Origin of the sequence: Streptomyces sp. NPDC012637 (genome assembly GCF_042954805.1) — a bacterium.
Lineage (GTDB): Bacteria > Actinomycetota > Actinomycetes > Streptomycetales > Streptomycetaceae > Streptomyces.
Genome location: NZ_JBIBDS010000008.1, coordinates 385,210 through 407,007 on the forward strand (window position 1 = coordinate 385,210; position 21,798 = coordinate 407,007).

Sequence of the window (21,798 nt, forward strand, 5' to 3'; positions counted from 1 at the left end):
CCGTGTCCGCGTACGGGCGCCAGGCCTCGTCTCCGTACGGACGCCAGGCCTCGTCTCCGTACGGACGCCAGGCCTCGTCTCCGTACGGGCCCATGCCCGTGACCGTGCCCTCGCCCTCTTCGGCGGGCCGCTCGCCCGTCGTCCTCGGCGGCTCAGCCACCCTGCACCACCACCTTCCGTGTCGCCGCCACCTGCGCCACCCGGCCCGCCGCGAGCAGCACCAGCGCCCAGCAGGCCTGGAAGCCGAACGCGTTGAGCAGCGCCCAGCCCTCGTACCGCCCCAGGTACACGTCCGCCGGCACCTGGAGCAGCGACGCCCAGGGCAGCACCCGCGCGACCTCGCCGAGCGCGCCCGGGAAGACGGCCAGCGGAAGCAGCATCCCGGAGAAGAACAGCCCGCCGAGCCAGGCGACCTGGACCACGCCCTGGCCGTCGAGCAGCCAGAAGGCGCTCATCGCGACCAGGTACCAGACGGCGAAGCTGACGATCGAGCCCAGGGCCACCGAGCCGAGGAAGGCGAGCCAGGTCCAGGCGCTCGACGGGAGGGTGAGGTCGAAGGCGAGGGCGCCGAAGACCATGGGCAGGACGCCACGGCCGAGCAACTGGTAGGCGGAGCGCCCGAGATTGGCCGAGAACCACCAGGCCTGCAGATCGGCGGGACGGTAGAGGTCGACCGCGATGTCACCCGTCCGGATCCGTTCGATCAGCTCGTCCTCGAAGCCGCCGCCCATCAGTCCGCAGACGGTGATGAGGGCCTGGCCGATCCACACGTAGGCGAGGGCGTCGGACATGGTGTAGCCGCCGAGCGAGGGACGGGCGTCCCAGAGGGCGATGTACGTGTAGGAGAGGATGAAGCCGAAGACGGTGTTGGTGAACACCCCCGCCGCCGTGGCCACCCGGTAGGTGGCGTGGCGCCGGAAGCCGCCCGCGGCGACGGTCGCGTACAGCCGCAGCATGTGCCCTGCTCCTCCCAGCCTGTCCGACGGGCTGCCGGTCCCGTCCGCTCGTCTGTCCGCTCGTCTGTCCGCCCGGCCTGTCGCCGGACCGCCGATCCGCCCGCCCAGTGGCCCGACCGCCCACCCGTCGGCCCGACCACCCGACCGCCAGACTCCTCGGCCCGCCGGCTCATCGGCCCGACCGCTACTCCCCCGTCCGCACCAAAGCGACCGACCTTAGTGGGCCGGACGGAGCGCAGTCGAGTCGTTTTGCAGACTTTCGCGGCCGCGCATGCAGGATGTAGTGTTATGTCCCCTTCATCCGGTATGCCCTCCGACGCGAGCGAGGTCCTGCCACCCGAGCCGGCGGCCTGGGAGCCACGGGACCCGACCGTTCCCGCCACGCCCCCGGCCCGCCGACGCCCTCGCCCGCGTCGCGGCGGGCGCGTACGGCGCCTCCTGCGGCGGCTGTTCGGGCTCGCCCTGTTCGGCGGGCTGCTCCTGCTCGGCGGCCTCGTCGCCGGCTACCTCCTCGTGGACATCCCGGCCGCCAACGCCACCGCGGTCGCCCAGTCCAACCTCTTCCTCTACCGCGACGGCACCCAGCTCGCCCGGGCCGGCGAGGTCGACCGGGAGAACGTGAGCCTGGCGCGGGTCCCGCTCACCGTGCAGCACGCCGTGCTCGCCGCCGAGGACCGCGACTTCCACACCTCGCCCGCCGTCGACCCGCGCGCGATGCTCCGCGCCACCTGGAACACCCTCACCGGCAAGGGCCGCCAGTCCGGCTCCACGATCACCCAGCAGTACGTCAAGAACTACTACCTGGGCCAGGAGCAGACCCTCACCCGCAAGGCGAAGGAGTTCTTCATCGCGCTCAGGCTGGGCCGCGAGAAGGACAAGGCCGAGATCCTCGAGGGCTATCTGAACACCAGTTACTTCGGCCGCAACGCCTACGGCATCCAGGCCGCGGCCCGCGCCTACTACGGCAAGGACGCCACGGACCTCGACACCGCCGAGGGCGCGTACCTCGCCTCGCTGCTCAACGCGCCGAACGCCTACGACGTCGCCACCCACCCCGAGAACCGCCGGCGGGCCCTCGCCCGCTGGCACTACGTCCTGGACGGCATGGTCAGCGAGGGCTGGCTCTCCAAGGCCGGGCGCGCCGCCGCCGTGTTCCCCGCCCCGCAGCCGGCGCGGGCCTCCGCCGGGCTCTCCGGGCAGCGCGGCTATCTCGTCCAGGCCGTCGAGCAGTACCTCACCGAGGCCGGCGTCGTCGACGAGAAGACGCTGGCCGCGGGCGGCTTCCGGATCACCACGACCCTGGAGCGGGCCCGGCAGGACGCCTTCGTGAAGGCCGTCGACGAGGTCGTGACCGCGAAGCTCGACCCCGACCGCAATCCCGCCGACCGGTTCGTACGGGTCGGCGGCGCGTCGATCGAGCCGGCGAGCGGCAAGGTGGTGGCCCTCTACGGAGGCGTCGACTACACCCGGCAGTTCGTCAACAACGCGACCCGCCGCGACTACCAGGTCGGCTCCACCTTCAAGCCCTTCGTGCTCGCCGCGGCGCTCCAGCACGGTGCCGAGACGCAGGAGGGCGAGCGGATCACCCCGAACACCGTGTACGACGGCGACAACCGCCGCCCGGTGCAGGGCTGGAGCGGGCCCTACTACGACCCGGCCAACGAGGACGACACCAGCTACGGCGAGATCACCGTGCGCTCGGCCACCGACCAGTCGGTGAACGCCGTGTACGCGCAGATGGCGGTGGACGTCGGCCCGGCCCGGGTGCGGGACACGGCGGTGGCGCTCGGCCTGCCGCGGCGGACGCCCGACCTCACCGCCTCGCCGTCCATCGCACTCGGCCCGGCCACCGCGAGCGTCCTTGACCTCGCGCAGGCGTACGCGACGCTCGCGAACCACGGCCGGCACGGCCCGTACACCCTGGTCGAGAAGGTCACCCGGGACGAGGAGGAGTTCGAGCTGCCGGGCGCCGGGGGCTCCGAGGGCTCCGACACCGACGCGTCCGGCGCTCGGCAGGTCCTCACGCGCGAGGCCGCCGACACCACGACCTCCGTGCTGCGCAGCGTCGTCGAGGGCGGTACGGGCACGGCGGCCCAGGCGGCCGGGCGGCCCGCGGCCGGCAAGACGGGCACGGCGGAGGACGACAAGGCGGCCTGGTTCGCGGGCTACACGCCGGAGCTCGCGACCGTCGTCGCGATGATGGGCCAGGACCCGGAGACGGGCCGGCAGCTGCCGCTGTACGGGGCGCTCGGGCTGCCCCGGATCAACGGCGGCGGGGCGCCGACGGAGATCTGGGCCCGGTTCACCCGCGAGGCGCTCGCCGGGGTCGCGCCGAAGGAGTTCGACCTGAAGCTGATGGAGGGCGCCGAGGAGCTTCCGCTGGAGCCGCCGCTGCCGGACCACCCGGACGTGACGGAGGGGTACGAGGGCCCGGGCGCGGGCACGCCGGGGCGCAGGCCGCAGCGGCCCCGCCCGACCGTCCCGAAGCCGTCGGGACGGGAGACGGTTCCGGTGCGGGAGGACGTCCCGGTGCGGGAGGACGTCCCGGTGCGGGAAGCGGTGCGGGAGCCCGTACGGGAGGCCCCGCAGGCCCCGGCACCGGGCCCCGGCCCGGTCGACGGCCCGGCGGCGGAGCCGCTGCAGGTCCCGACCGCGGCGGCCGAGGCCCCGCAGCCGATGCGGACCGCGGAACCGGCCGGACCGGGAGGGCCGGGCGGGCCGCCGCCGGACGCGGTGGCTCCGGCCCCGGCCCGGCTCAGTGACCCGAGGTCGCCTTGAGGCCCACCACGGCCACGAGCAGCAGACAGACGAAGAAGATCCTGGCGGCGGTCGCCGGCTCACCGAGCACCACCATGCCGAGCACCGCCGCACCGGCCGCGCCGATGCCGACCCAGACGCCGTAGGCGGTACCGATGGGGAGGGTCTTGGCGGCCTGCGAGAGCAGCAGCATCGACGCGACGATCCCGGCCGCGGTGAAGACGCTGGGCCAGAGCCGGGTGAAGCCCTCGGTGTACTTCATGCCGATCGACCAGCCGACCTCGAGCAGACCGGCGACGATGAGAAGAACCCAGGCCATGACGACGAACACCTCCGCGAGACGGATCAACAAGGGGTGCGTCGTCTTGTCGTGAACCCGGTACGGCGCGTCTCGTCGGGGTGGCTCCAGGGTAGCAAGGAACGGGCGAAGGGCCTGGTGACGGCAGTCACCAGGCCCTTCGCGTGATCGGATCTAGAGGTACAGACCGGTCGAGTCCGTGGTGCCCTGGAAGCGGTCTGCGGCGACTGCGTGCAGGTCGCGCTCGCGCATCAGGACGTAGGCCACGCCCCGCACCTCGACCTCGGCGCGGTCCTCGGGGTCGTACAGGACCCGGTCGCCGATCTCGACGGTCCGGACGTTCTGCCCGACCGCGACGACCTCGGCCCAGGCCAGGCGGCGGCCGACGGCCGCGGTCGCCGGAATCAGGATGCCGCCGCCCGATCGCCGCTCGCCCTCGGGGGTGTCGGTGCGGACCAGGACCCGGTCGTGGAGCATCCGGATGGGCAGCTTGTCGTGGGTGTTCTCGCTCACGGTTCGAACCTACCTGCCCGGGCGTGTCGTCCGTACGCCGGACGGGTCATCCCTTGCTCTTGCGGGCGGACACGGCGAGCAGCCCGACCAGCGCGACGGCGACGAGCGCCACCGGCACCACGCGCTCCAGGCGCGGCGCGCCGTCCTCGTGGGTGAAGCGGACCTTCACGTCGGACACGACGCGGTTCACGGCGACGAACGCGCGACCGGCGGTGTGGTCGACGTGGGCGGCCACCTTGGCCTTGGCGTCGCCGATGATCGTCTTCGGGTGCATCCGAATGCCGATCTCGTCGAGCGTGACGGCGAGCTGCTCGCGCCGGCGGACGATGTCCGCCTCGATCTGCGCAGGGGTCCTGGCGTCCGACACCGCGCTGCCTCCGTAGTCGTGTTTCCGGTCGTTGACAGACAGTCTGTCAGCTTCCTCCCCCGCAGGTTGCCCCCGACCCCCATTAGGCTCTCATCGCGTAAGCGAGATTTCCCGAGGAGAGCCAGCCATGAGCGAGCGACTGCAGCCCGGCGACACCGCCCCCGCCTTCACCCTGCCCGACGCGGACGGCAACGAGGTCTCGCTCGCGGACCACAAGGGCCGCAAGGTCATCGTCTACTTCTACCCGGCCGCGCTGACGCCCGGCTGCACCAAGCAGGCGTGCGACTTCACGGACAACCTGGAACTGCTGGCCGGCGCCGGCTACGACGTCATCGGCGTCTCCCCGGACAAGCCGGAGAAGCTGGCGAAGTTCCGCGAGAAGGAGAACCTCAAGGTCACGCTGGTCGGCGACCCGGAGAAGCAGGTCCTGGAGGCGTACGGCGCCTTCGGCGAGAAGAAGCTCTACGGCAAGACGGTGACGGGCGTGATCCGCTCGACCGTCGTCGTCGACGAGGAGGGCAAGGTCGAGCGCGCCCTCTACAACGTGAAGGCGACGGGCCACGTCGCCAAAATCATCAAGGACCTGGGGATCTGAGCCCCGGCTCCCGATGCGCGAGCGGCGAGGGCGGGTCATCACCCTCGCCACCGGCCACATCGACGGGAACCGGCTCGACAACCGCCGGGAGAACCTTCGCCGCCTCGGCCCCAATTGCCATGCGGCCACCGAAACCCGGTGTCGAGGAGGCACCCGGTACGATGACAGGCGATTAGGCGGCGGTGGTGCAATGGTTGACACAGCAGACTTAGGATCTGTGGCCCCTGACCGGGCTTGAGGGTTCGAATCCCTTCCGCCGCACATAAACGGCCTGCGAATCAAAGGACTGACGCGCAGGCCGTTCTCATGCGAGCACTCAGCCCAACAGCTCCCGCACCACCGGCACCAGCGCCCGGAAGGCCTTGCCGCGGTGGCTGATGGCGTTCTTCTGCTCCGGGGTGAGCTGGGCGCACGTGACCTCGTGGCCCTCCGGCTGGAGGATCGGGTCGTAGCCGAAGCCGTTCGTGCCGACCGGGGCGTGGCGGAGGGTGCCCTGCATGCGGCCCTCGACCACGCGTTCCGTGCCGTCCGGGAGGGCCAGGGCGGCGGCGCAGGCGAAGTGGGCGCCACGGTGGGCGTCGTCGATGTCGGAGAGCTGGGCCAGGAGCAGTTCGAGGTTCGCGCGGTCGTCGCCGTGGGTGCCGGACCAGCGGGCGGAGAAGATGCCGGGGGCGCCGTTCAGGACGTCCACGCAGAGGCCGGAGTCGTCGGCGACGGCGGGCAGTCCGGTGGCCCGGGCGAGGGCGTGGGCCTTGAGCAGGGCGTTCTCGGCGAAGCTGACGCCGGTTTCCTTGACGTCGGGGATCTCGGGGTACGCGTCCGCGCCGACGAGCTCGAGGTCGAGGCCTGCGTCGGCGAGGATCGCGTGGAGTTCGGTGATCTTGCCCGCGTTGCGGGTGGCGAGGATCAGACGGGTCATGCCCCGATTATCCGGGCCCGGGCCGGTCCGCCGGACGGGTCCCGGGCCGTTCCTTCCGGATCTTGGCCGGGTCCGCGGCGCGTCCGCCCCGATCCGGAAGAAGCGGCCTAGCCGGGGGTGCAGACCTTGCCGATCTCGGTGGCCGCGTCCGTGATGGGCTTGATGTCGGGCGTGGTGTCGCCGTTCTTGACCGCGGTGCGGACGGAGTCGACACCCTTGTTGAGGTCGTCGACCGCCTTGGAGAGGTCGGCGTTGTCCGTCGTGTTCTTGAGGTTGCCCAGCTCGGTGTCGATGCTGTTGAGGGCCTCCTCGATCTTCGTCGGGTCGTTGGAGGCGTCGTTGACGGCCTGGGTGAGCTTGTCGACCGAGGTGGCGATGGCGTCGGCGGTCTTGACGCAGTCCATGGCCTTGTCGAGCGCTCCGCAGCCGGCGAGCGTGCTGACTGCGAAGGCTGCCGTGGCGGCGGCGAGGGCTATGGTGCGGCGGCGCTTCACGTTCGGGTCCCCCCTGTGTACGGACGTTAGTGGCACTGCTGGAACTGGACGGGGCGCACGGTTCGACCCGTGCGCCCGTACGCGTAGAGACGCCGCAGCCCGTCAGAGAGTTCCTTCGAGGGCCTTGCGCTGGATCTCGGCGAGGTCGGCGCAGCCGCCGGAGGCGAGGTCGAGCAGGGCGTTGAGCTCCTTGCGGTCGAACGGCTCGGCCTCGGCGGTGCCCTGGACCTCGACGAAGCGGCCGTCGCCGGTGCAGACGACGTTCATGTCGGTGTCGGCGCGGACGTCCTCCTCGTAGCAGAGGTCGAGGAGGGGCACTCCGCCGACGATGCCGACGGAGACCGCGGCGACCGTGCCGGTGAGGGGCTTGCGGCCGGGCTTGACCAGCTTCTTGTTCTGCGCCCAGGTGACCGCGTCGGCCAGGGCGACGTAGGCGCCGGTGATGGCGGCGGTGCGGGTGCCGCCGTCGGCCTGGAGGACGTCGCAGTCGAGGACGATGGTGTTCTCGCCGAGCGCCTTGTAGTCGATGACCGCGCGCAGGGAGCGGCCGATGAGGCGGGAGATCTCGTGGGTGCGGCCGCCGATCTTGCCGCGGACGGACTCGCGGTCGCCGCGGGTGTTGGTGGAGCGGGGGAGCATGGAGTACTCGCCGGTGACCCAGCCCTCGCCGCTGCCCTTGCGCCAGCGGGGCACGCCTTCGGTGACGGAGGCGGTGCAGAAGACCTTGGTGTCGCCGAAGGAGATGAGGACGGAGCCCTCGGCGTGCTTGCTCCATCCGCGTTCGATGGTGACGGGGCGGAGCTGTTCGGGCGTACGGCCGTCGATACGAGACATGCCTTGAGCGTAGCCCCATGACGGAGGGGCCCGTTCCCCTGCCGGAACGGGCCCCTCGTCGATGTGGGCGGCTGGTGTCAGCCGGTCACATCATGTCTTCGATCTCGGCGGCGATCGGGTCGGCGTCGGTGCCGATGACGACCTGGATGGCGGTGCCCATCTTCACGACGCCGTGGGCGCCGGCGGCCTTGAGAGCGGCCTCGTCGACGAGGGCGGCGTCGCTCACCTCGGTGCGGAGGCGGGTGATGCAGCCTTCGACCTCTTCGATGTTGTCGATGCCGCCGAGGCCGGCGACGATCTTCTCAGCCTTGCTGGCCATATGTCTCTCCCTGTCCGTTCTGCGCACCGATGGTTCGCGTTGTCACGGTAACCCACGGTTGGCCCAACCTCGCGAGCGAATGCGGCCGTTCTGCCGAATGATGACGATCACCGGCGGCCTGCCCCCGCGTGACCACCGGGACCCTACCGCAACTGGTCTACACCAGTATGCATCCGCAGCACCCAGGGAGGACGCCGATGAGCAGCGCCAGCGCCACCGCCGGATCGAGGAGACCGACCTGGGGCGGCTTCTTCCAGGGGCTGCAGAAGATGGGGCGCAGCCTCCAGCTGCCCATCGCGGTGCTTCCCGCGGCCGGCATCATCAACCGGCTCGGCCAGCCGGACGTGTTCGGCGCGGACGGGCTCGGCTGGGACAACGTCGCCAAGGTCATGGCGGGCGCGGGCGGCGCGCTGCTCGACGGCAGTCTCGGTCTGCCGCTGCTGTTCTGCATCGGCGTGGCGATCGGCATGGCGAAGAAGGCGGACGGCTCGACCGCGCTGGCGGCCGTGGTCGGCTTCCTCGTCTACTACAACGTGCTGCGCCAGTTCCCGAAGGACTGCCCGTCGGGCACCAAGGACATCAACGGCGGCTGTCTGGCCCCGGACGAGGCCTTCGTCGGCTACACGTACCAGAACCCGGGTGTCTTCGGCGGCATCATCATGGGTCTGCTGACGGCCTATCTGTGGCAGCGGTACCACCGCACGAAGCTGGTCGACTGGCTGGGCTTCTTCAACGGCCGCCGTCTCGTCCCGATCATCATGGCCTTCGTCGGGATCGCCGTCGCCTCGCTGAGCGTGTGGATCTGGCCGCCGATCGGCGACGCCCTGGAGAACTTCAGCGACTGGCTGGTCGGGCTCGGCTCCTGGGGCTCGGGCATCTTCGGCGTGGCCAACCGCGCGCTGCTCGTCATCGGCCTGCACCAGTTCCTCAACGTGCCGATCTGGTTCCAGTTCGGCTCGTACACGAAGCCGGACGGCGTCACGGTGCACGGCGACATCACCATGTTCCTCGCGGGCGACCCGGAGGCCGGCCAGTTCACCACCGGCTTCTTCCCGATCATGATGTTCGCACTGCCGGCCGCCGCGCTCGCCATCACCCACTGCGCCAAGCCGCACCGCCGCAAGGAGGTCGGCGGCATGATGCTCTCGGTCGCCCTGACGTCGTTCGTCACCGGCATCACCGAGCCGATCGAGTACTCGTTCCTGTTCATCGCGCCGCTGCTGTACGCGATCCACGCGCTGCTCACGGGGGTCTCGATGGCCGTGAGCTGGGCCCTCGGCGTGAAGGACGGCTTCAGCTTCTCGGCCGGCCTGATCGACTACGTGATCAACTGGAACCTGGCGACCAAGCCGTGGCTGATCATCCCGATCGGCCTGGGCTTCGCCGTCGTCTATTACGTGATCTTCCGCTTCGCGATCACCAAGTTCGACCTGCCGACTCCGGGCCGCGAACCGGAGGAGCTGGAGGAACAGATGGAGCGGGACGTCACCAAGGCATAGCGCCCGGCGCCCGGCCTGCACCACGGCCCGGCGCCCGGCCCACGCAGGGCTTTCGGCCCCCGCCCGCACCCTGCGCAAGGCCCCTGGACCTCACCGTCCGGGGGCCTTTTGTCGTCCCCTGTCCGGCTATGGCTGAGCGCACAGAATTCACAGGTTCCTTATCTAAGTCCCACGTGCTACAACTGGTCTACACCACTCATTGGTGTAGACCACGCGGTCCAGCACCGCGTTCCCGAAGACGCCGCCGTCACCCCCTTTCACTGTCCCCTGGCGGCGCCTTGCCCAACTGGAGGAAGTTGATGAGTACGGCCACCGCCCAGGCCGCCGCTCCCGCGAAGAAGCGCGGATCCGGCCTGTTCCAGGGCCTGCAGAAGGTCGGTCGCAGCCTGCAGCTGCCGATCGCCGTACTGCCGGCCGCGGGTATCTTGCTCCGTCTCGGCCAGCCCGACGTGTTCGGCGCCGAAGGCCTCGGCTGGGGCAAGGTCGCCACGGTCTTCGCCTCCGCCGGAGACGCGGTCTTCGCGAACATGCCGCTGCTGTTCTGCGTCGGCATCGCGATCGGTTTCGCCAAGAAGGCGGACGGCTCCACCGCCCTCGCCGCCCTCGTCGGCTTCCTCGTCTACCAGAACGTCCTGAAGGCCTTCCCGGTCACCGAGGCCGTCGTCAACACGACCGCGAACAAGGGCGTCGACGTCGCCGCGACGTACAACGACCCCAAGGTCTTCGGCGGCATCGTCATGGGTCTGCTCGCCGCCGTCGTCTGGCAGCGGTACCACCGCACCAAGCTGGTCGACTGGCTCGGCTTCTTCAACGGCCGCCGTCTCGTCCCGATCCTCATGGCCTTCGTCGGCACGCTCATGGGTGTCCTGTTCGGTCTCCTCTGGGAGCCCATCGGCGGCGTCATCACCGACTTCGGCAACTGGATGACCAGCCTGGGCGCGGCCGGTTCCGGCATCTTCGGCGCCATCAACCGCGGTCTGCTCCCGGTCGGCATGCACCAGTTCGTGAACACCGTCGCCTGGCAGGAGATCGGCACCTTCACCGACTCCACCGGCGCCGTCTGGCACGGTGACCTGCCCCGCTTCTTCCACGGCGACCCGTCCGCCGGCCAGTTCATGTCGGGCTTCTTCCCGATCATGATGTTCGCGCTCCCGGCCGTCGCCCTGGCGATCACCCACGCGGCCCGCCCCGAGCGCCGCAAGGTCGTCGGCGGCATGATGTTCTCGCTCGCCCTGACCTCGTTCGTCACGGGCATCACCGAGCCCATCGAGTTCGCGTTCATGTTCCTGGCGCCGCTGCTGTACGTGATCCACGCGGTGCTCACCGCCGCCTCGATGGTCATCACCTCGGCCCTGGGCGTGCACCACGGCTTCACCTTCTCCGCCGGCGCGCTGGACTACTTCCTCAACTGGACGTACGCGACCAAGCCGTGGCTGATCATCCCGATCGGCCTGGTCTTCGCGGCGATCTACTACGTGGTCTTCCGCTTCGCGATCACCAAGTTCAACATCATGACCCCGGGCCGCGAGCCCGAGGAGGAGCTCGAGGACCTCACCAAGGCGTGAGCCTCCGCCCCACGGCGTGACACGACGTCGGCCTTCAGGACCCTCCCCCGGTCCTGAAGGCCGATTTTCTTTTCCCGTAAGGGAGTTGGCAGCCCCCGCCGACTCCATTCCGGCGGGGCGCATTCCGGACCTGACAAACTCGCCGACAAGATCACGCACACTCCTTCACCCGTCCATAGGATTAGACCAATGAAGCCGAGGGGGAACGCTCGGCGCGCAATTCCGACGGCACGCCCGTCACGACCAGGAAAGAGAAGCACATGAGCCTCTCCACGCTGCGCGAGATGAACTTCACGACCATGTCCGACAGCGAGACCGACGCCGTTTCCGGCGGTCGCCTTTCCAAGGCCCAGTGCGCCGCGATCTGGGCCAACGCCCAGGCCGCGATGCTGGGCTACGGCTGTGGCGGCGGCTACTCGGACTACATGGCCATCTACAACCGCGAGTGCCGGTAACACATTTCGCTGACAGGCAACAACCGAGCGCCTGACAGCACCTTGAAAACCGGAATCGGCGGCGCCTCCACACGAGGAAGGAACCTCGATGTCGAGGCGCCGCCGATCCGCATCCCCGGGGGGCGCACGATGAAATGGCAGGCCTATCACACGCATCAGGACGGCGACACGGACTGCGGTCCGGCCTGTGTGCGGACGATCCTGCGCAGACACGGGGTCCATGTGGACTCCGCGATCCTCCGGGAATCGGTGGGCCTCGGCGAGGGCGGCGCGAGCCTCTTCCGGCTCCGGCAGGTGCTCGCCGACTACGGGGTCACCTCCCAGGCCTTCCGCCTCGACGTGAACGAGCTGCACCAGGCCGTCACGCTCGCGGGCCCCGCCATCGCTCTGACCAGGGACGACGGCCTCGCGCACTTCGTCGTCGTGCAGGAGGCCCTGCCCGACGGCGACTTCGTCGTCAGCGATCCCTGGTTCTACCGGCCGAGGACCGTCACCGCCGAGGAACTCGCCGAGACCTTCTCCGGCGAGACCCTCGTCTCCGAGACGCCCCCGGTCGCCGCCGGCCGACGGGCCCGACTCGCGCACTCCTGGCGGCAGAGCGTCTTCGTCGCGGAAATGCGCGAACACCGGTGGACGATGGCCGGAGTCATCGCCATGACGCTCCTCGTGGCCGCCCTCTCGATTTCCAGCAGCATTTACCTCCAGGTGTCCGTCGACAAATTCCTGCGGTCCGAGAGTGTCAGCGCCCTCACCCTCACCTCGCTGGCATTCGTCGGAATGGTGCTGGCCGCGGGAGTCCTCCAGTACCTACGCGGAATCATCATCGTCCGATTCGGACAGCGCATCCAGAGAAGCCTTTCCGAGCGTTACGTGGAGAAACTCCTGCGGCTGCCCGCGCGTTTCTACGCCGGCCGGAGGACCGGAGATCTCGCGAGCCGCCTCGACGACGTCCAGGGAATCCAGGCACTCCTGACGTCCACCACCATCGGGGTATCGGTGGACATCGCCATCGTGCTCATCGTCGGCGGTTACCTCGCCTGGTCGAGCCTGCCGCTCTTCGGAATTCTCCTGGGCTCCGCCTTCATCACCGTCCTGGCCTCATGGAGCCTCTACCGAGGAATTCGGGAGACGTCCGAGGAGGCATTGCAGCGTGACGCCACGCTCAAATCCGAGCTGATCAACATCCTCGACCACCACGAGGTGGTCATCTCCCACGGCAAGCGCGCGTTCGCCGCCGGGCGGATCTCCGAGGCCCTGTCGCGCCGCATCGAGTCCGAGACCAGGCTCGGCCGCCTCGACAACCTCTCCGCCATGATCCGGCTGGTGACCCACGGGTGCTTCGCCGTCATGGTGACCTGGGTCGGACTCCTCCAGGCGCACAGCGGCCGGATAACACTGGGGCACGTCCTCAGCTTCATCTCGCTGTCCGGGTACTTCCTCACCTCGCTGGTGAACATCTCCACCCTGCAGACCACGCTCCAGCGAAGCTCCGCCGCGATCGGCCGCTACCGCGACATCATGACGCAGCGTGAACCCGGCGCCGCGCCGTCGGCCGCGCCCGCCTCGTCACCCAGTCCCGCCCCGACCGAGCCGACCGAGCCGAACGCCCCGACAGAGCCCCGGCACCCGACGGCCTCGGCCCTTTCCGCCCGCGGCCTCACGTTCTCGTACCCGGGCACGGCGCGCCGCGTCATCGAGAACGTCTCCCTGTCCGTCCCCGCCGGCAGCTCGGTGCATCTGACCGGGGACAACGCCTCGGGCAAGAGCACGCTCCTGAAACTCCTGGCGGGTCTGCACACGGCGGACGCCGGGACGGTCCTCGTCGGCGGCGTGCCCCGGGAGCAGCTCGACCCCGGGACCGTCCACCACCGGATCCTCTACCTGCCCGAGATCCCGATGATCGTCAACGCGACCGTCCGGGAGAACCTGACCCTGGGCACGCACCACTCCCGGGAGGACCTCGACCGGGCCTGCGCCCTGGTCGAGGCGACCTCCGTCGTCGACTCCCTCGACAAGGGCTACGACGAGGTCCTGCGGGAGGACGGCACCCGGCTGTCCCGCGGGCAGCTGCAGAAGCTCGCCCTGGCCCGCGCCGTGCTGCTCCGCCCCGACGTGTTCCTGTTCGACGAGAGCTTCAGCGGCATCGACCAGGACAGCTTCGTCCGGATCTGGGACTCGCTGGCCCTGACCGGAGCCACCCGCGTCCTGGTCGCCCACCGGGACGTCGACGCACTGCGATGCGACCTGACCCTGCGCCTGGACAGCGACCAGGCCCCCGCCCGTGCCGCCCTCGCGAAGGAGCCCGCGTGAAGTTCTCCGCCGTCCTCGACCACGCCTGGGCCGAGGACCCCGGCTCGCCGACCGCGCTCGGCCGGGACCTGCGGCTCGTCCGCGCCGCCGCGCCGGAACTCCTCGCGCTGGACGTCCCCGCGTCCTCGTACGCCAAACTCGCCGCCTCCTACCGACCGGACCGGCAGGACAGGTCCGCGCGGCAGGACCGGTCGGACCGGTCGCCGCGGTCCGGTGAGATCACCGCCGTCGTGCTGACGCACAACGAGGAGCAGGTGATCGGCGCGTGCCTGCGCGCCCTGACGGACGACTGCGACCGGGTGCTCCTCGTCGACTCCGGATCCGACGACTCGACGCTGCGCACCGCGAAGGCCGCCGTCGCCCACGTGGAGCACGTCACCCGTGCGTGGACCGACGACTTCGCCGCCCAGCGCAACGCCGCGTTCGAGCGGGTCCGCCCGGGTGGCTGGCTCGCGCACGTGGACGCGGACGAGACCCTCTCCGCGGAGAGCCGGGGGCGACTGCGGGCCGTACTGTCGGTCCTGGACCACGCCCTGCCCGGAGCCGACCTGGTCGTGTCCCCGCGCATCCTCGACACGAGCCGGGAGTGCCACACGAACACCCGGCGCGTGCTGCGCTCCCACACGGCCCTGCGGTTCCGGGGGCGCGTCCACGAGCGGCCGTACGACGCGCACGGCGCCGAGCCCCCGTGCGTCGAGGTGGACGTGACCTTCCACCACACCGGCTACGAGCCGGAGGTGATCGCGCGCAAGGGCAAGCGGGAGAGGTACGCGCGGCTGATCGAGCGGTGTCTGGCGGAGGAACCGTCCAACCCGAAGTGGCACTTCTACGCCGTGCGCGACGGCATGGTGGGACGGAAGCCCGGCCCCGACGAGGCCCGGTCGCTGTACGGGCGGCTCGAGGAAGCCCGCGCCCTGTACGGGGCGAGGCCGTCGTCCGACTACGAGAAGGAGCGTCTGGCCGACAGCCTGGTCCTGCAGTGCGAACTGGCGCTGGGCTTCGGCGGGGGCCGTGAGATCGGGGAGCTCGCCCCGCTCCTCCGGGACCGTGGCCGGCTCCTGGAGGCCTCGTACTACCAGGCGTTCGCCGAGTTCGGCGCGCTGCTCAACCGCTCCTCGCACCTCCTGGACCAGCTCGCGGAGGACACCCGGCACGAGCTGCCGGGCGGTCGGCTGCTGGCGGGGCGCAGCTACGACCTCCAGGCCCTGCTGGCCCTGACCTGCGGCCGCTACGACGACGTGCCCCGGCTCCTCGAAGAGGCCCGGTCCCGCCAGGCCGGCGCCCTCACGACGGGCACCGTGGAGTCCCTCGCGGCCCTGCTTCCGGGGCAGCGGGAGCAATAGCTGCGTGCGGCCAGCGACGTGCGGCCCGCACTCCGCCCGCTCGGCAGCGGCGTGCGGCCGGCGGCGTGCGGCCCGCGCTCGCGGCTCGCTCAGACCTCGTAGACCGCGCCCGCGTACGCCAGTTCCGCCGGGCCTCCGTAGACCTCGCGGGCGTCCGCCAGGTTGCGTTCGCCGTCGGTCCACGGCGGGATGTGGGTCAGCACCAGCCGGCCCACATCGGCGCGGGCGGCATGGGCGCCGGCCTCCCGGCCGTTGAGGTGGAGGGCCGGGATGTCCTCCTTGCCGTGGGTGAAGGACGCCTCGCACAGGAACAGGTCGGCGCCGGCGGCCAGCTCGTCGAGGGAGTCGCAGACCCCGGTGTCACCCGAGTAGGCGAGCACCCGGCCGCCGTGTTCGATCCGGATGCCGTAGGCCTCGACGGGATGGGACACCTTCTCGGTGCGGACCCGGAACGGGCCGATGTCGAAGGTGCCGGAGGTCAGCGTCCGGAAGTCGAAGACCTCGCTCATCGAGCTGGACGACGGCGTGTCCGCGTACGCCGTGGTCAGCCGCTGCTCGGCGCCCTCGGGGGCGTACACGGGCAGCGCGTCGCAGCGGCCGCCCTCGTGCCGGTAGTAGCGGGCGACGAAGTAGCCGCACATGTCGATGCAGTGGTCGGCGTGCAGATGGCTGAGGAAGATCGCGTCGAGGTCGTAGAGACCGATGTGGCGCTGCAGCTCGCCGAGGGCGCCGTTGCCCATGTCGAGGAGCAGCCGGAAGCCGTCGGCCTCGACGAGGTAGCTCGAGCAGGCCGATTCCGCGGACGGGAACGACCCGGAGCAGCCGACGACGGTGAGCTTCATGGAGCGTGAACCTCCGTGGACGGGTGCGTAAAGCGCGCTGAGGGGGGAGGTCGTGCGGTCTGTCGAGCGTACGGCGCGTGGCGGCCCGTCGCTCCTCCGTGGCGGCCCGTTGTGGGCGAACTCACGGGCCCTGTCACCGGTTCGGATGGATGGCGGGGCGTCGCGGCGTCGTCGCGTGCGCGGCGGTACCGTCTTGAGGTATGGACACGTCGTGGTGGCCCGCGCTGGTCGCGGTGGTGGTGATCGCGCTCGTCGTGGCGCTCGCCGACGGCCGGCGCCGCTCGGACCGTCGGCCCGCGGGCCGGACCCGCCCGCCCACCCGGCCGCCGCGGCCCGCGGCCCCGCGCGGGAAGGCGCCGGAGCGGCTGCCGCGGCCGGGTGAGATCTGGTGGGCGGACGTGCCGTTCGAGGACGGACCGGGCTCCAAGGACCGGCCCTGCCTGGTCCTGGCCCAGCGCGGGGACTGCGCCCTGGTCGCCAAGATCACCAGCAAGTACCACGACGAGCGGCCGGGCGTGATCGCGTTGCCGCCGGGTTCGGTGGGCGACGCGCAGGGGCGGCCGAGCTTCCTGGAGACGGACGAGCTGCGGGACGTGCCGGTGTGGGAGTTCCGCCGGAAGGTGGGAATGGCGGACCCGGTGGTCTGGGACCAGGTCCGCCATCTGGCGCGTTAAGCCGTTCCTTTCGGATCACGCCGCCGACCCGGCCGAGATCCGAAAGAACGGCCTGGCCGCGCCCGCACACGCTCCGGAGGCTCGGGGGCTCAGGGGCTCACGCCCAGAGCTGGCCCTGCAGGGTCTCGATCGCCTCTTCCGTGGTGGCGGCCGTGTAGACGCCGGTCGACAGGTACTTCCAGCCGCCGTCGGCGACGACGAAGACGATGTCGGCGCGCTCGCCGGCCTTGAGCGCCTTCTTGCCGACCCCGATGGCCGCGTGCAGCGCCGCGCCCGTCGAGACGCCCGCGAAGATGCCCTCCTGCTGGAGCAGCTCGCGGGTGCGGGTGACCGCGTCGGCGGAGCCGACCGAGAAGCGGGTGGTGAGCACGGAGGCGTCGTACAGCTCGGGGACGAAGCCCTCGTCGAGGTTGCGCAGGCCGTAGACGAGGTCGTCGTAGCGGGGTTCCGCGGCGACGATCTTGACGTCGGGCTTGTGCTCGCGCAGGTAGCGGCCGACGCCCATGAGCGTGCCCGTGGTTCCCAGGCCCGCCACGAAGTGGGTGACGGAGGGCAGGTCGGCGAGGATCTCGGGGCCGGTGGTGGCGTAGTGGGCGGCCGCGTTGGCCGCGTTGCCGTACTGGTAGAGCATCACCCAGTCCGGGTGCTGCTCGGCGAGCTCCTTGGCGACCCGTACGGCCGTGTTGGAGCCGCCGGCGGCGGGCGAGGAGATGATCTCGGCGCCCCACATGGCGAGCAGCTGGCGGCGCTCGTCGCTGGTGTTCTCCGGCATGACGCACACGATGCGGTAGCCCTTGAGCCTGGCCGCCATGGCGAGCGAGATGCCGGTGTTGCCGCTGGTGGGTTCGAGGATGGTGCAGCCGGGGGTGAGCCGGCCGTCCTTCTCGGCCTGCTCGATCATGTGGAGCGCGGGGCGGTCCTTGACCGAGCCGGTGGGGTTGCGGTCCTCCAGCTTGGCCCAGATGCGGACGTCGTCCGACGGGGAGAGCCTGGGCAGCCGGACCAGCGGCGTGTTGCCGACCGCCGCGAGCGGGGAGTCGTAACGCATCGTGGGCCGGCCGCTCAGACCATGCCGCCGGCGACGGCCGGCAGGATCGTCACGTTGTCGCCGTCGGCGAGCTTGGTCTCGATGCCGTCGAGGAAGCGGACGTCCTCGTCGTTCAGGTACACGTTGACGAAGCGGCGCAGCTTGTCGCCGTCGACGATGCGGGCCTCGATCCCGGTGTGGCGGGACTCCAGGTCGGCGAAGAGCTCGGCGAGGGTGTCACCGCTGCCCTCGACGGCCTTGGCGCCGTCGGTGTAGGTGCGGAGGATGGTCGGGATGCGGACCTCGATGGCCATGGCGTGGGCTCCTGTCGGAAGGTGCGGGGCAGGTGGCGTGGTGGGGCGCGCGCGTGGGGCCCCCGCGCGGCAGGGGGTCGTGCTGGAGGTGCGCTCGGGCCGGTCGTTCAGAGCGCAGCGCGGGAAGGACACATCGCGCTGGCGAGACGGCACAGGTCGACGTGCAGGCGTGCCACGAGCAGGGCAGTGCTCGGCGTCTCTTCGCTCACGTCGTGGGAAACCATGCGGTCATCGTATCGATTCCCGGTCCGGGTTTCGGAATGTGATCTCAGATTGTGGACACTTTGCGTTCGGCTGGCGGACTCGGCAGATAAACGACAAGCGGCGTTCCGGTGCGCGGATGCGGGATGACCTCGGCTTCCACCCCGTAGACCGCCCGCAGGAGCTCCGGCGTGAGCACCTCGCCCGGCGGCCCCTCCGCGACCACCCTTCCCCGCCGCAGCACGTACAGGCGGTCGCAGTACGCCCCGGCCAGGGTGAGGTCGTGCAGCGCCAGGAGGTTGCTGGTGCCCAACTGGCGGACGAGACCGAGGACTTCTAGCTGGTAGCGGATGTCCAGGTGATTGGTGGGTTCGTCGAGGACCAGCAGGGCCGGGTCCTGGACCAGGGCACGGGCGACCAGCGCCCGCTGGCGTTCGCCGCCGGAGAGCCCGGGATACGGGCGGCCCGCGAGGTGTCCGATGCCGACCCGGTCGAGGGCCGCGTCGGCCCGCGCGAGGTCCGCCGCGCTGTCGCCCTCCCAGAACCGCTTGTGCGGGGAGCGGCCGAGTGCGACCAGCTCGCGGACGGTCAGCTCGAACTCGGCGGCGCTCTCCTGCGGCACGGTCGCCACCCGCCGGGCCCGCGCCCGCGGCCCCATCGCGCGCAGGTCGTCCCCGTCGAGCAGGGCGCGCCCGGAGGTGGCGGCGAGGGTGCCGTAGACGCAGCGCAGCAGGGTGGTCTTGCCGCTGCCGTTGGGGCCGACGAGGCCGACGGTCTCGCCCGGGCGGACGACCAGGTCCGCCTCGCGCAGCCGGTCCTCGTACGACAGGGACTCCACGCGCAGCTCGGTCACAGGGCCGCTCCTTCGGGTCGGCGGCGCATCAGCCACAGGAAGAACGGGCCGCCGGTGAGCGCGGTGAGCACGCCGACGGGGATGTCCTGCGGCGCGGCGACGGTACGGGCGGCCAGGTCGGCGAGGACCAGCGCGACCGCCCCGCCGAGCGCGGCGACCGGCAGCAGCCGGCGGTGCGGGGCCCCGACGACCGCGCGGGCGGCGTGCGGGACCATCAGGCCCACGAAGCCGACGGCTCCGCTGGCCGCGACGAGGACGGCGGTGACCAGCGAGGCGAGGACGAAGACGGCGGCGCGGAAGCGCGCGGTGTCCAGGCCGAGGACGGTCGCGCCCTCCTCGCCGACGAGCAGCAGGTCGAGCGGCCTGGCGAGGGTGAGGAGCGCGCCGATGCCGGCGGCGAGGACGGCCGCGGGCAGCGCCAGGCTGTCCCAGCGGGCGCTGCCGAGGCCGCCGAGGGACCAGAACAGCGCCTCCTGGAACTGCTCGGGGCGGCCCGCGACGACCAGGAGCAGGGTGGTCAGCGCGGACAGGATGTACGAGACGGCCACCCCGGCCAGGACGAGCCGCGGCCCGGTCATGGTGCCGCCGCGCCGGGCCAGGCCATAGACGAGGACGAGTGCGAGCAGCGCGCCCGCGAAGGCCCCGGCGGGCAGCGCGACGGTGGTGGTGATCCCGCCGCCGACGCCCAGGACGATGACGGCGACGGCGCCGGCGGAGGCCCCGGAGGAGATTCCGAGCAGGAAGGGGTCGGCGAGCCGGTTGCGGACCAGGGCCTGCAGGACGGTGCCGACGACGGCCAGCCCGGCGCCGACGACCGCCCCGAGCAGCACCCGGGGCAGCCGGACGTCGAGCACGATCGTCCGGTACGGCGAGGGCCCGGCCCGGCCGGTCAGGGCGTCGAGCACCTGGCCGGGCGGGACGCGGACGGAGCCGAGCGCCAGCGAGGCCACGACGGCCGCCGCGAGCGCCAGGAGCAGTCCGGCGACGACGGTCGCGTACCGCTTCACCGGCCGGGGTGGAGCTGGGCGGCGAGCTTGCCGACGGCGGCGGGCGCCCGGACGCCGAGCACGGTGTCGGAGAGCGGCAGCACGGCGAAGCGGCGGTTCTTGATCGCGGGCACCTCGCGCAGGGCAGGGTCGTCGAGGAGGCGCCGCTTCTTCTGCTCGACGGTGGTGGAGCCGTAGTCGTAGATGACGACGACCTCGGGCTTGCGGGCGACGACCTGCTCCCAGGTGGCGTCGCCGAAGGTCTTGTCGAGGTCGGCGAAGACGTTGCGGCCGCCGGCGCGGGTGATCAGCTCGTTGCCGATGCCCTTGCCGCCGGCGGTGAACGCGGTCTTGTCGCCGCTGTCGTAGACGAAGACGGACACCGGCGGGGCGCCCTCCAGCCGCTGCTCGGTGGCGGCGAGCGCGGCGCGGGCCTCGCGGTTCCACTTCTCGGCGCGCTCGGCGACGCCGAAGGTGCGGCCCACCTCGCCGACCTCGCGGTAGAGGTCGTCGAAGGAGGTGGCGCCGGACGGGCAGTACTCGGTGTTGAGCCGGGACTCGATGCCGGAGCGCTTCAGGTCGTCGCGGCCGCGGCCGGCCTTGGTGTCGAAGGCGGAGGCGTAACCGCCGTACACGAAGTCCGGGTTCGCGGCGAGCAGGGCCTCCTTGGAGGGGTACTCCTTGGCGAGGACCGGGACGGAGTCGTAGGCCTTCTTGTAGGCGGGCAGGACCGCGTCGTCGAGATAGGCGGTGCCGGCGAGCGACTTCTCCAGGCCGAGGGCGAGCATGACCTCGGTGACGTGCTGGTTCATGGTCACCGCGCGCTTGGGCGGGGCCTGGTAGGTGGTGGTCACACCGCAGTTGGTCACGGTGTACGGGAAGCCGGGCGCGGCCTTCCCGGTGGGCGTGGTCCCGGTCCCGGACGCCGGTGCGGAGCAGGCGGCGAGCAGGGGTACGAGGGCGAGCGCGGGCAGCAGCGGGCGGCGCCAGGTCACGGCGTTGGCCTCCTCCGGGGATTTCCACGTCCCCGATCGGTGGTGAGAAGGCGGCAGGTCAGTTCCTGGCTCGCGCCCCTCGTGGCCCGTCCGGTGGGTCGGTGCCGGACAGGACCCGGGGGCGCTCACAGTGGCGGGACCGCGCCGGACTCGCACCGGCTTCCTGGGTCCTGCCGCCCTGAAAGGTCGCGCCCAGACTACTCGTAGGCCTCGACGATCTTGACCTCTTCCTCCTCCACGACGCCGTCGACGATCGTGTACGAGCGGAACTGGAAGGGGCCGGCGCCGTCGGTGTCGGCGGTGGAGACGAGGACGTAGTGCGCCTGCGGCTCGTTGGCGTAGGAGATGTCGGTCCGGGACGGGTAGGCCTCGGTCGCCGTGTGCGAGTGGTAGACGATCACGGGCTCCTCGTCCCGGTCGTCCATGTCGCGGTAGAGCTTCAGCAGGTCGCCGGAGTCGAACTCGTAGAAGGTGGGCGAGCGCGCCGCGTTCAGCATGGGGATGAACCGCTCGGGGCGGCCCGTGCCGACCGGACCCGCGACCACGCCGCAGGCCTCGTCGGGGTGGTCCGCGCGGGAGTGCTCGACGATCTGGTCGTACAGGGCTCGGGTGATGGTCAGCATGCCGACAGGATAAGCAGACGGGCCGCCCCGTATCGAGGTTCGATACGAGACGGCCCGAA

The 21,798-nt window shown here is 71.2% G+C and carries 24 protein-coding genes, 1 tRNA gene and 2 riboswitches; of the genes, 9 read left to right on the forward strand and 16 right to left on the reverse strand.

The features are described 5' to 3' along the window. Positions 1–152 precede the first annotated feature (152 nt). Positions 153–953 carry an ABC-2 family transporter protein gene (locus ACFY8W_RS30165; RefSeq protein ID WP_391112249.1) on the reverse strand — a complete coding sequence of 267 codons (801 nt, stop codon included), beginning with the start codon at positions 951–953 and terminating at the stop codon, positions 153–155. A 291-nt stretch (positions 954–1,244) separates the two neighbouring features. Between ACFY8W_RS30165 and ACFY8W_RS30170 the strand changes: the two genes are divergently transcribed. Next, positions 1,245–3,734: a transglycosylase domain-containing protein gene (locus ACFY8W_RS30170; RefSeq protein ID WP_391111901.1), complete on the forward strand. Its 2,490-nt coding sequence runs from the start codon at positions 1,245–1,247 to the stop codon at positions 3,732–3,734. Here ACFY8W_RS30170 and ACFY8W_RS30175 read toward each other — a convergent pair. The 3 genes from ACFY8W_RS30175 to ACFY8W_RS30185 all read right to left on the reverse strand — a co-directional run bounded on the left by ACFY8W_RS30175 (position 3,712) and on the right by ACFY8W_RS30185 (position 4,891). Next, a complete protein-coding gene (locus ACFY8W_RS30175; protein WP_282695561.1) occupies positions 3,712–4,032 on the reverse strand; it encodes a multidrug efflux SMR transporter in 321 nt (106 codons plus the stop codon). The two genes, ACFY8W_RS30170 and ACFY8W_RS30175, sit on opposite strands and share 23 nt — an antisense overlap. A gap of 35 nt (positions 4,033–4,067) precedes the next feature. Continuing rightward, positions 4,068–4,133, reverse strand: a riboswitch (guanidine-III (ykkC-III) riboswitch). Positions 4,134–4,185: 52 nt separating this feature from the next. Then, entirely contained in the window at positions 4,186–4,524 is a 339-nt protein-coding gene (locus ACFY8W_RS30180; protein ID WP_391111904.1) for a GroES family chaperonin, read from the reverse strand. A 46-nt stretch (positions 4,525–4,570) separates the two neighbouring features. Beyond that, positions 4,571–4,891 (reverse strand): DUF3618 domain-containing protein, encoded by a 321-nt coding sequence (locus ACFY8W_RS30185; protein ID WP_391111906.1) that lies wholly within the window; start codon positions 4,889–4,891, stop codon positions 4,571–4,573. A 127-nt stretch (positions 4,892–5,018) separates the two neighbouring features. Here ACFY8W_RS30185 and bcp point away from each other — a divergent pair, with 127 nt between their 5' ends. Beyond that, positions 5,019–5,486: a thioredoxin-dependent thiol peroxidase gene (bcp, locus tag ACFY8W_RS30190; RefSeq protein WP_391111909.1), complete on the forward strand. Its 468-nt coding sequence runs from the start codon at positions 5,019–5,021 to the stop codon at positions 5,484–5,486. Between the two features lie 176 nt (positions 5,487–5,662). Further along, positions 5,663–5,747, forward strand: a tRNA-Leu gene (locus tag ACFY8W_RS30195). 55 nt (positions 5,748–5,802) lie between these two features. On the opposite strand, the gene rdgB is transcribed toward ACFY8W_RS30195, so the two are convergent. The 4 genes from rdgB to ACFY8W_RS30215 form a co-directional block, all read right to left on the reverse strand. After that, positions 5,803–6,405, reverse strand: a complete 603-nt coding sequence (gene rdgB / locus ACFY8W_RS30200; RefSeq protein WP_391111911.1) for an RdgB/HAM1 family non-canonical purine NTP pyrophosphatase — start codon at positions 6,403–6,405, stop codon at positions 5,803–5,805. A gap of 107 nt (positions 6,406–6,512) precedes the next feature. Next, positions 6,513–6,899 (reverse strand): hypothetical protein, encoded by a 387-nt coding sequence (locus tag ACFY8W_RS30205; protein ID WP_391111914.1) that lies wholly within the window; start codon positions 6,897–6,899, stop codon positions 6,513–6,515. 102 nt (positions 6,900–7,001) lie between these two features. Next, on the reverse strand, positions 7,002–7,733 hold the full coding sequence (rph, locus tag ACFY8W_RS30210; RefSeq protein WP_391111916.1) for a ribonuclease PH: 732 nt from the start codon (positions 7,731–7,733) through the stop codon (positions 7,002–7,004). Positions 7,734–7,818: 85 nt separating this feature from the next. Then, positions 7,819–8,052, reverse strand: coding sequence for a glucose PTS transporter subunit EIIB (locus ACFY8W_RS30215; protein ID WP_391111919.1), 234 nt, complete (start codon positions 8,050–8,052; stop codon positions 7,819–7,821). A gap of 197 nt (positions 8,053–8,249) precedes the next feature. Here ACFY8W_RS30215 and ACFY8W_RS30220 point away from each other — a divergent pair, with 197 nt between their 5' ends. The 5 genes from ACFY8W_RS30220 to ACFY8W_RS30240 all read left to right on the forward strand — a co-directional run bounded on the left by ACFY8W_RS30220 (position 8,250) and on the right by ACFY8W_RS30240 (position 15,224). After that, on the forward strand, positions 8,250–9,551 hold the full coding sequence (locus ACFY8W_RS30220; RefSeq protein WP_391111922.1) for a PTS transporter subunit EIIC: 1,302 nt from the start codon (positions 8,250–8,252) through the stop codon (positions 9,549–9,551). A gap of 299 nt (positions 9,552–9,850) precedes the next feature. After that, positions 9,851–11,116: a PTS transporter subunit EIIC gene (locus ACFY8W_RS30225; protein WP_391111924.1), complete on the forward strand. Its 1,266-nt coding sequence runs from the start codon at positions 9,851–9,853 to the stop codon at positions 11,114–11,116. 260 nt (positions 11,117–11,376) lie between these two features. Beyond that, the gene (locus ACFY8W_RS30230; protein WP_382954296.1) at positions 11,377–11,571 is read left to right on the forward strand and encodes a hypothetical protein; all 195 of its coding nucleotides are present in this window, start codon (positions 11,377–11,379) and stop codon (positions 11,569–11,571) included. Positions 11,572–11,700: 129 nt separating this feature from the next. Continuing rightward, positions 11,701–13,881, forward strand: coding sequence for an ABC transporter transmembrane domain-containing protein (locus tag ACFY8W_RS30235; protein ID WP_391111928.1), 2,181 nt, complete (start codon positions 11,701–11,703; stop codon positions 13,879–13,881). Next, entirely contained in the window at positions 13,878–15,224 is a 1,347-nt protein-coding gene (locus ACFY8W_RS30240) for a glycosyltransferase (RefSeq protein ID WP_391111931.1), read from the forward strand. The genes ACFY8W_RS30235 and ACFY8W_RS30240 overlap by 4 nt, the downstream gene beginning before the upstream one ends. Before the next feature lie 89 nt (positions 15,225–15,313). On the opposite strand, the gene ACFY8W_RS30245 is transcribed toward ACFY8W_RS30240, so the two are convergent. Continuing rightward, positions 15,314–16,066, reverse strand: a complete 753-nt coding sequence (locus ACFY8W_RS30245) for an MBL fold metallo-hydrolase (RefSeq protein ID WP_391111934.1) — start codon at positions 16,064–16,066, stop codon at positions 15,314–15,316. Positions 16,067–16,266: 200 nt separating this feature from the next. Here ACFY8W_RS30245 and ACFY8W_RS30250 point away from each other — a divergent pair, with 200 nt between their 5' ends. Then, on the forward strand, positions 16,267–16,740 hold the full coding sequence (locus ACFY8W_RS30250) for a type II toxin-antitoxin system PemK/MazF family toxin (RefSeq protein ID WP_391111937.1): 474 nt from the start codon (positions 16,267–16,269) through the stop codon (positions 16,738–16,740). Positions 16,741–16,837: 97 nt separating this feature from the next. Here the strand turns inward: ACFY8W_RS30250 and ACFY8W_RS30255 are convergent, their stop codons facing one another. The 7 genes from ACFY8W_RS30255 to ACFY8W_RS30285 all read right to left on the reverse strand — a co-directional run bounded on the left by ACFY8W_RS30255 (position 16,838) and on the right by ACFY8W_RS30285 (position 21,739). Then, on the reverse strand, positions 16,838–17,788 hold the full coding sequence (locus ACFY8W_RS30255) for a cysteine synthase (RefSeq protein WP_391111940.1): 951 nt from the start codon (positions 17,786–17,788) through the stop codon (positions 16,838–16,840). A 14-nt stretch (positions 17,789–17,802) separates the two neighbouring features. Next, positions 17,803–18,081 carry a MoaD/ThiS family protein gene (locus ACFY8W_RS30260; RefSeq protein WP_391111943.1) on the reverse strand — a complete coding sequence of 93 codons (279 nt, stop codon included), beginning with the start codon at positions 18,079–18,081 and terminating at the stop codon, positions 17,803–17,805. 107 nt (positions 18,082–18,188) lie between these two features. Further along, positions 18,189–18,305, reverse strand: coding sequence for a putative leader peptide (locus ACFY8W_RS30265; protein WP_391111946.1), 117 nt, complete (start codon positions 18,303–18,305; stop codon positions 18,189–18,191). A 44-nt stretch (positions 18,306–18,349) separates the two neighbouring features. Further along, a complete protein-coding gene (locus ACFY8W_RS30270) occupies positions 18,350–19,135 on the reverse strand; it encodes an ATP-binding cassette domain-containing protein (RefSeq protein ID WP_391111949.1) in 786 nt (261 codons plus the stop codon). Next, entirely contained in the window at positions 19,132–20,142 is a 1,011-nt protein-coding gene (locus ACFY8W_RS30275; protein ID WP_391111952.1) for an iron chelate uptake ABC transporter family permease subunit, read from the reverse strand. Before ACFY8W_RS30275 ends, ACFY8W_RS30270 begins: the two co-directional genes overlap by 4 nt. Further along, on the reverse strand, positions 20,139–21,116 hold the full coding sequence (locus ACFY8W_RS30280; RefSeq protein WP_391111955.1) for an ABC transporter substrate-binding protein: 978 nt from the start codon (positions 21,114–21,116) through the stop codon (positions 20,139–20,141). Before ACFY8W_RS30280 ends, ACFY8W_RS30275 begins: the two co-directional genes overlap by 4 nt. A gap of 38 nt (positions 21,117–21,154) precedes the next feature. Beyond that, positions 21,155–21,336, reverse strand: a riboswitch (cobalamin riboswitch). Then, positions 21,314–21,739, reverse strand: coding sequence for a Mov34/MPN/PAD-1 family protein (locus tag ACFY8W_RS30285; RefSeq protein WP_391111958.1), 426 nt, complete (start codon positions 21,737–21,739; stop codon positions 21,314–21,316). Its footprint overlaps the riboswitch before it by 23 nt. Positions 21,740–21,798 lie beyond the last annotated feature (59 nt).

Bases quoted from the DNA above. Each gene is read 5' to 3' on its own strand.
- ACFY8W_RS30170 (WP_391111901.1), top strand. From the start codon at position 1,245: ATGTCCCCTTCATCCGGTATGCCCTCCGACGCGAGCGAGGTCCTGCCA.
- ACFY8W_RS30175 (WP_282695561.1), bottom strand. From the start codon at position 4,032: ATGGCCTGGGTTCTTCTCATCGTCGCCGGTCTGCTCGAGGTCGGCTGG.
- bcp (WP_391111909.1), top strand. From the start codon at position 5,019: ATGAGCGAGCGACTGCAGCCCGGCGACACCGCCCCCGCCTTCACCCTG.
- rdgB (WP_391111911.1), bottom strand. From the start codon at position 6,405: ATGACCCGTCTGATCCTCGCCACCCGCAACGCGGGCAAGATCACCGAA.
- rph (WP_391111916.1), bottom strand. From the start codon at position 7,733: ATGTCTCGTATCGACGGCCGTACGCCCGAACAGCTCCGCCCCGTCACC.
- ACFY8W_RS30215 (WP_391111919.1), bottom strand. From the start codon at position 8,052: ATGGCCAGCAAGGCTGAGAAGATCGTCGCCGGCCTCGGCGGCATCGAC.
- ACFY8W_RS30220 (WP_391111922.1), top strand. From the start codon at position 8,250: ATGAGCAGCGCCAGCGCCACCGCCGGATCGAGGAGACCGACCTGGGGC.
- ACFY8W_RS30225 (WP_391111924.1), top strand. From the start codon at position 9,851: ATGAGTACGGCCACCGCCCAGGCCGCCGCTCCCGCGAAGAAGCGCGGA.
- ACFY8W_RS30230 (WP_382954296.1), top strand. From the start codon at position 11,377: ATGAGCCTCTCCACGCTGCGCGAGATGAACTTCACGACCATGTCCGAC.
- ACFY8W_RS30235 (WP_391111928.1), top strand. From the start codon at position 11,701: ATGAAATGGCAGGCCTATCACACGCATCAGGACGGCGACACGGACTGC.
- ACFY8W_RS30245 (WP_391111934.1), bottom strand. From the start codon at position 16,066: ATGAAGCTCACCGTCGTCGGCTGCTCCGGGTCGTTCCCGTCCGCGGAA.
- ACFY8W_RS30250 (WP_391111937.1), top strand. From the start codon at position 16,267: ATGGACACGTCGTGGTGGCCCGCGCTGGTCGCGGTGGTGGTGATCGCG.
- ACFY8W_RS30255 (WP_391111940.1), bottom strand. From the start codon at position 17,788: ATGCGTTACGACTCCCCGCTCGCGGCGGTCGGCAACACGCCGCTGGTC.
- ACFY8W_RS30260 (WP_391111943.1), bottom strand. From the start codon at position 18,081: ATGGCCATCGAGGTCCGCATCCCGACCATCCTCCGCACCTACACCGAC.
- ACFY8W_RS30265 (WP_391111946.1), bottom strand. From the start codon at position 18,305: ATGGTTTCCCACGACGTGAGCGAAGAGACGCCGAGCACTGCCCTGCTC.
- ACFY8W_RS30285 (WP_391111958.1), bottom strand. From the start codon at position 21,739: ATGCTGACCATCACCCGAGCCCTGTACGACCAGATCGTCGAGCACTCC.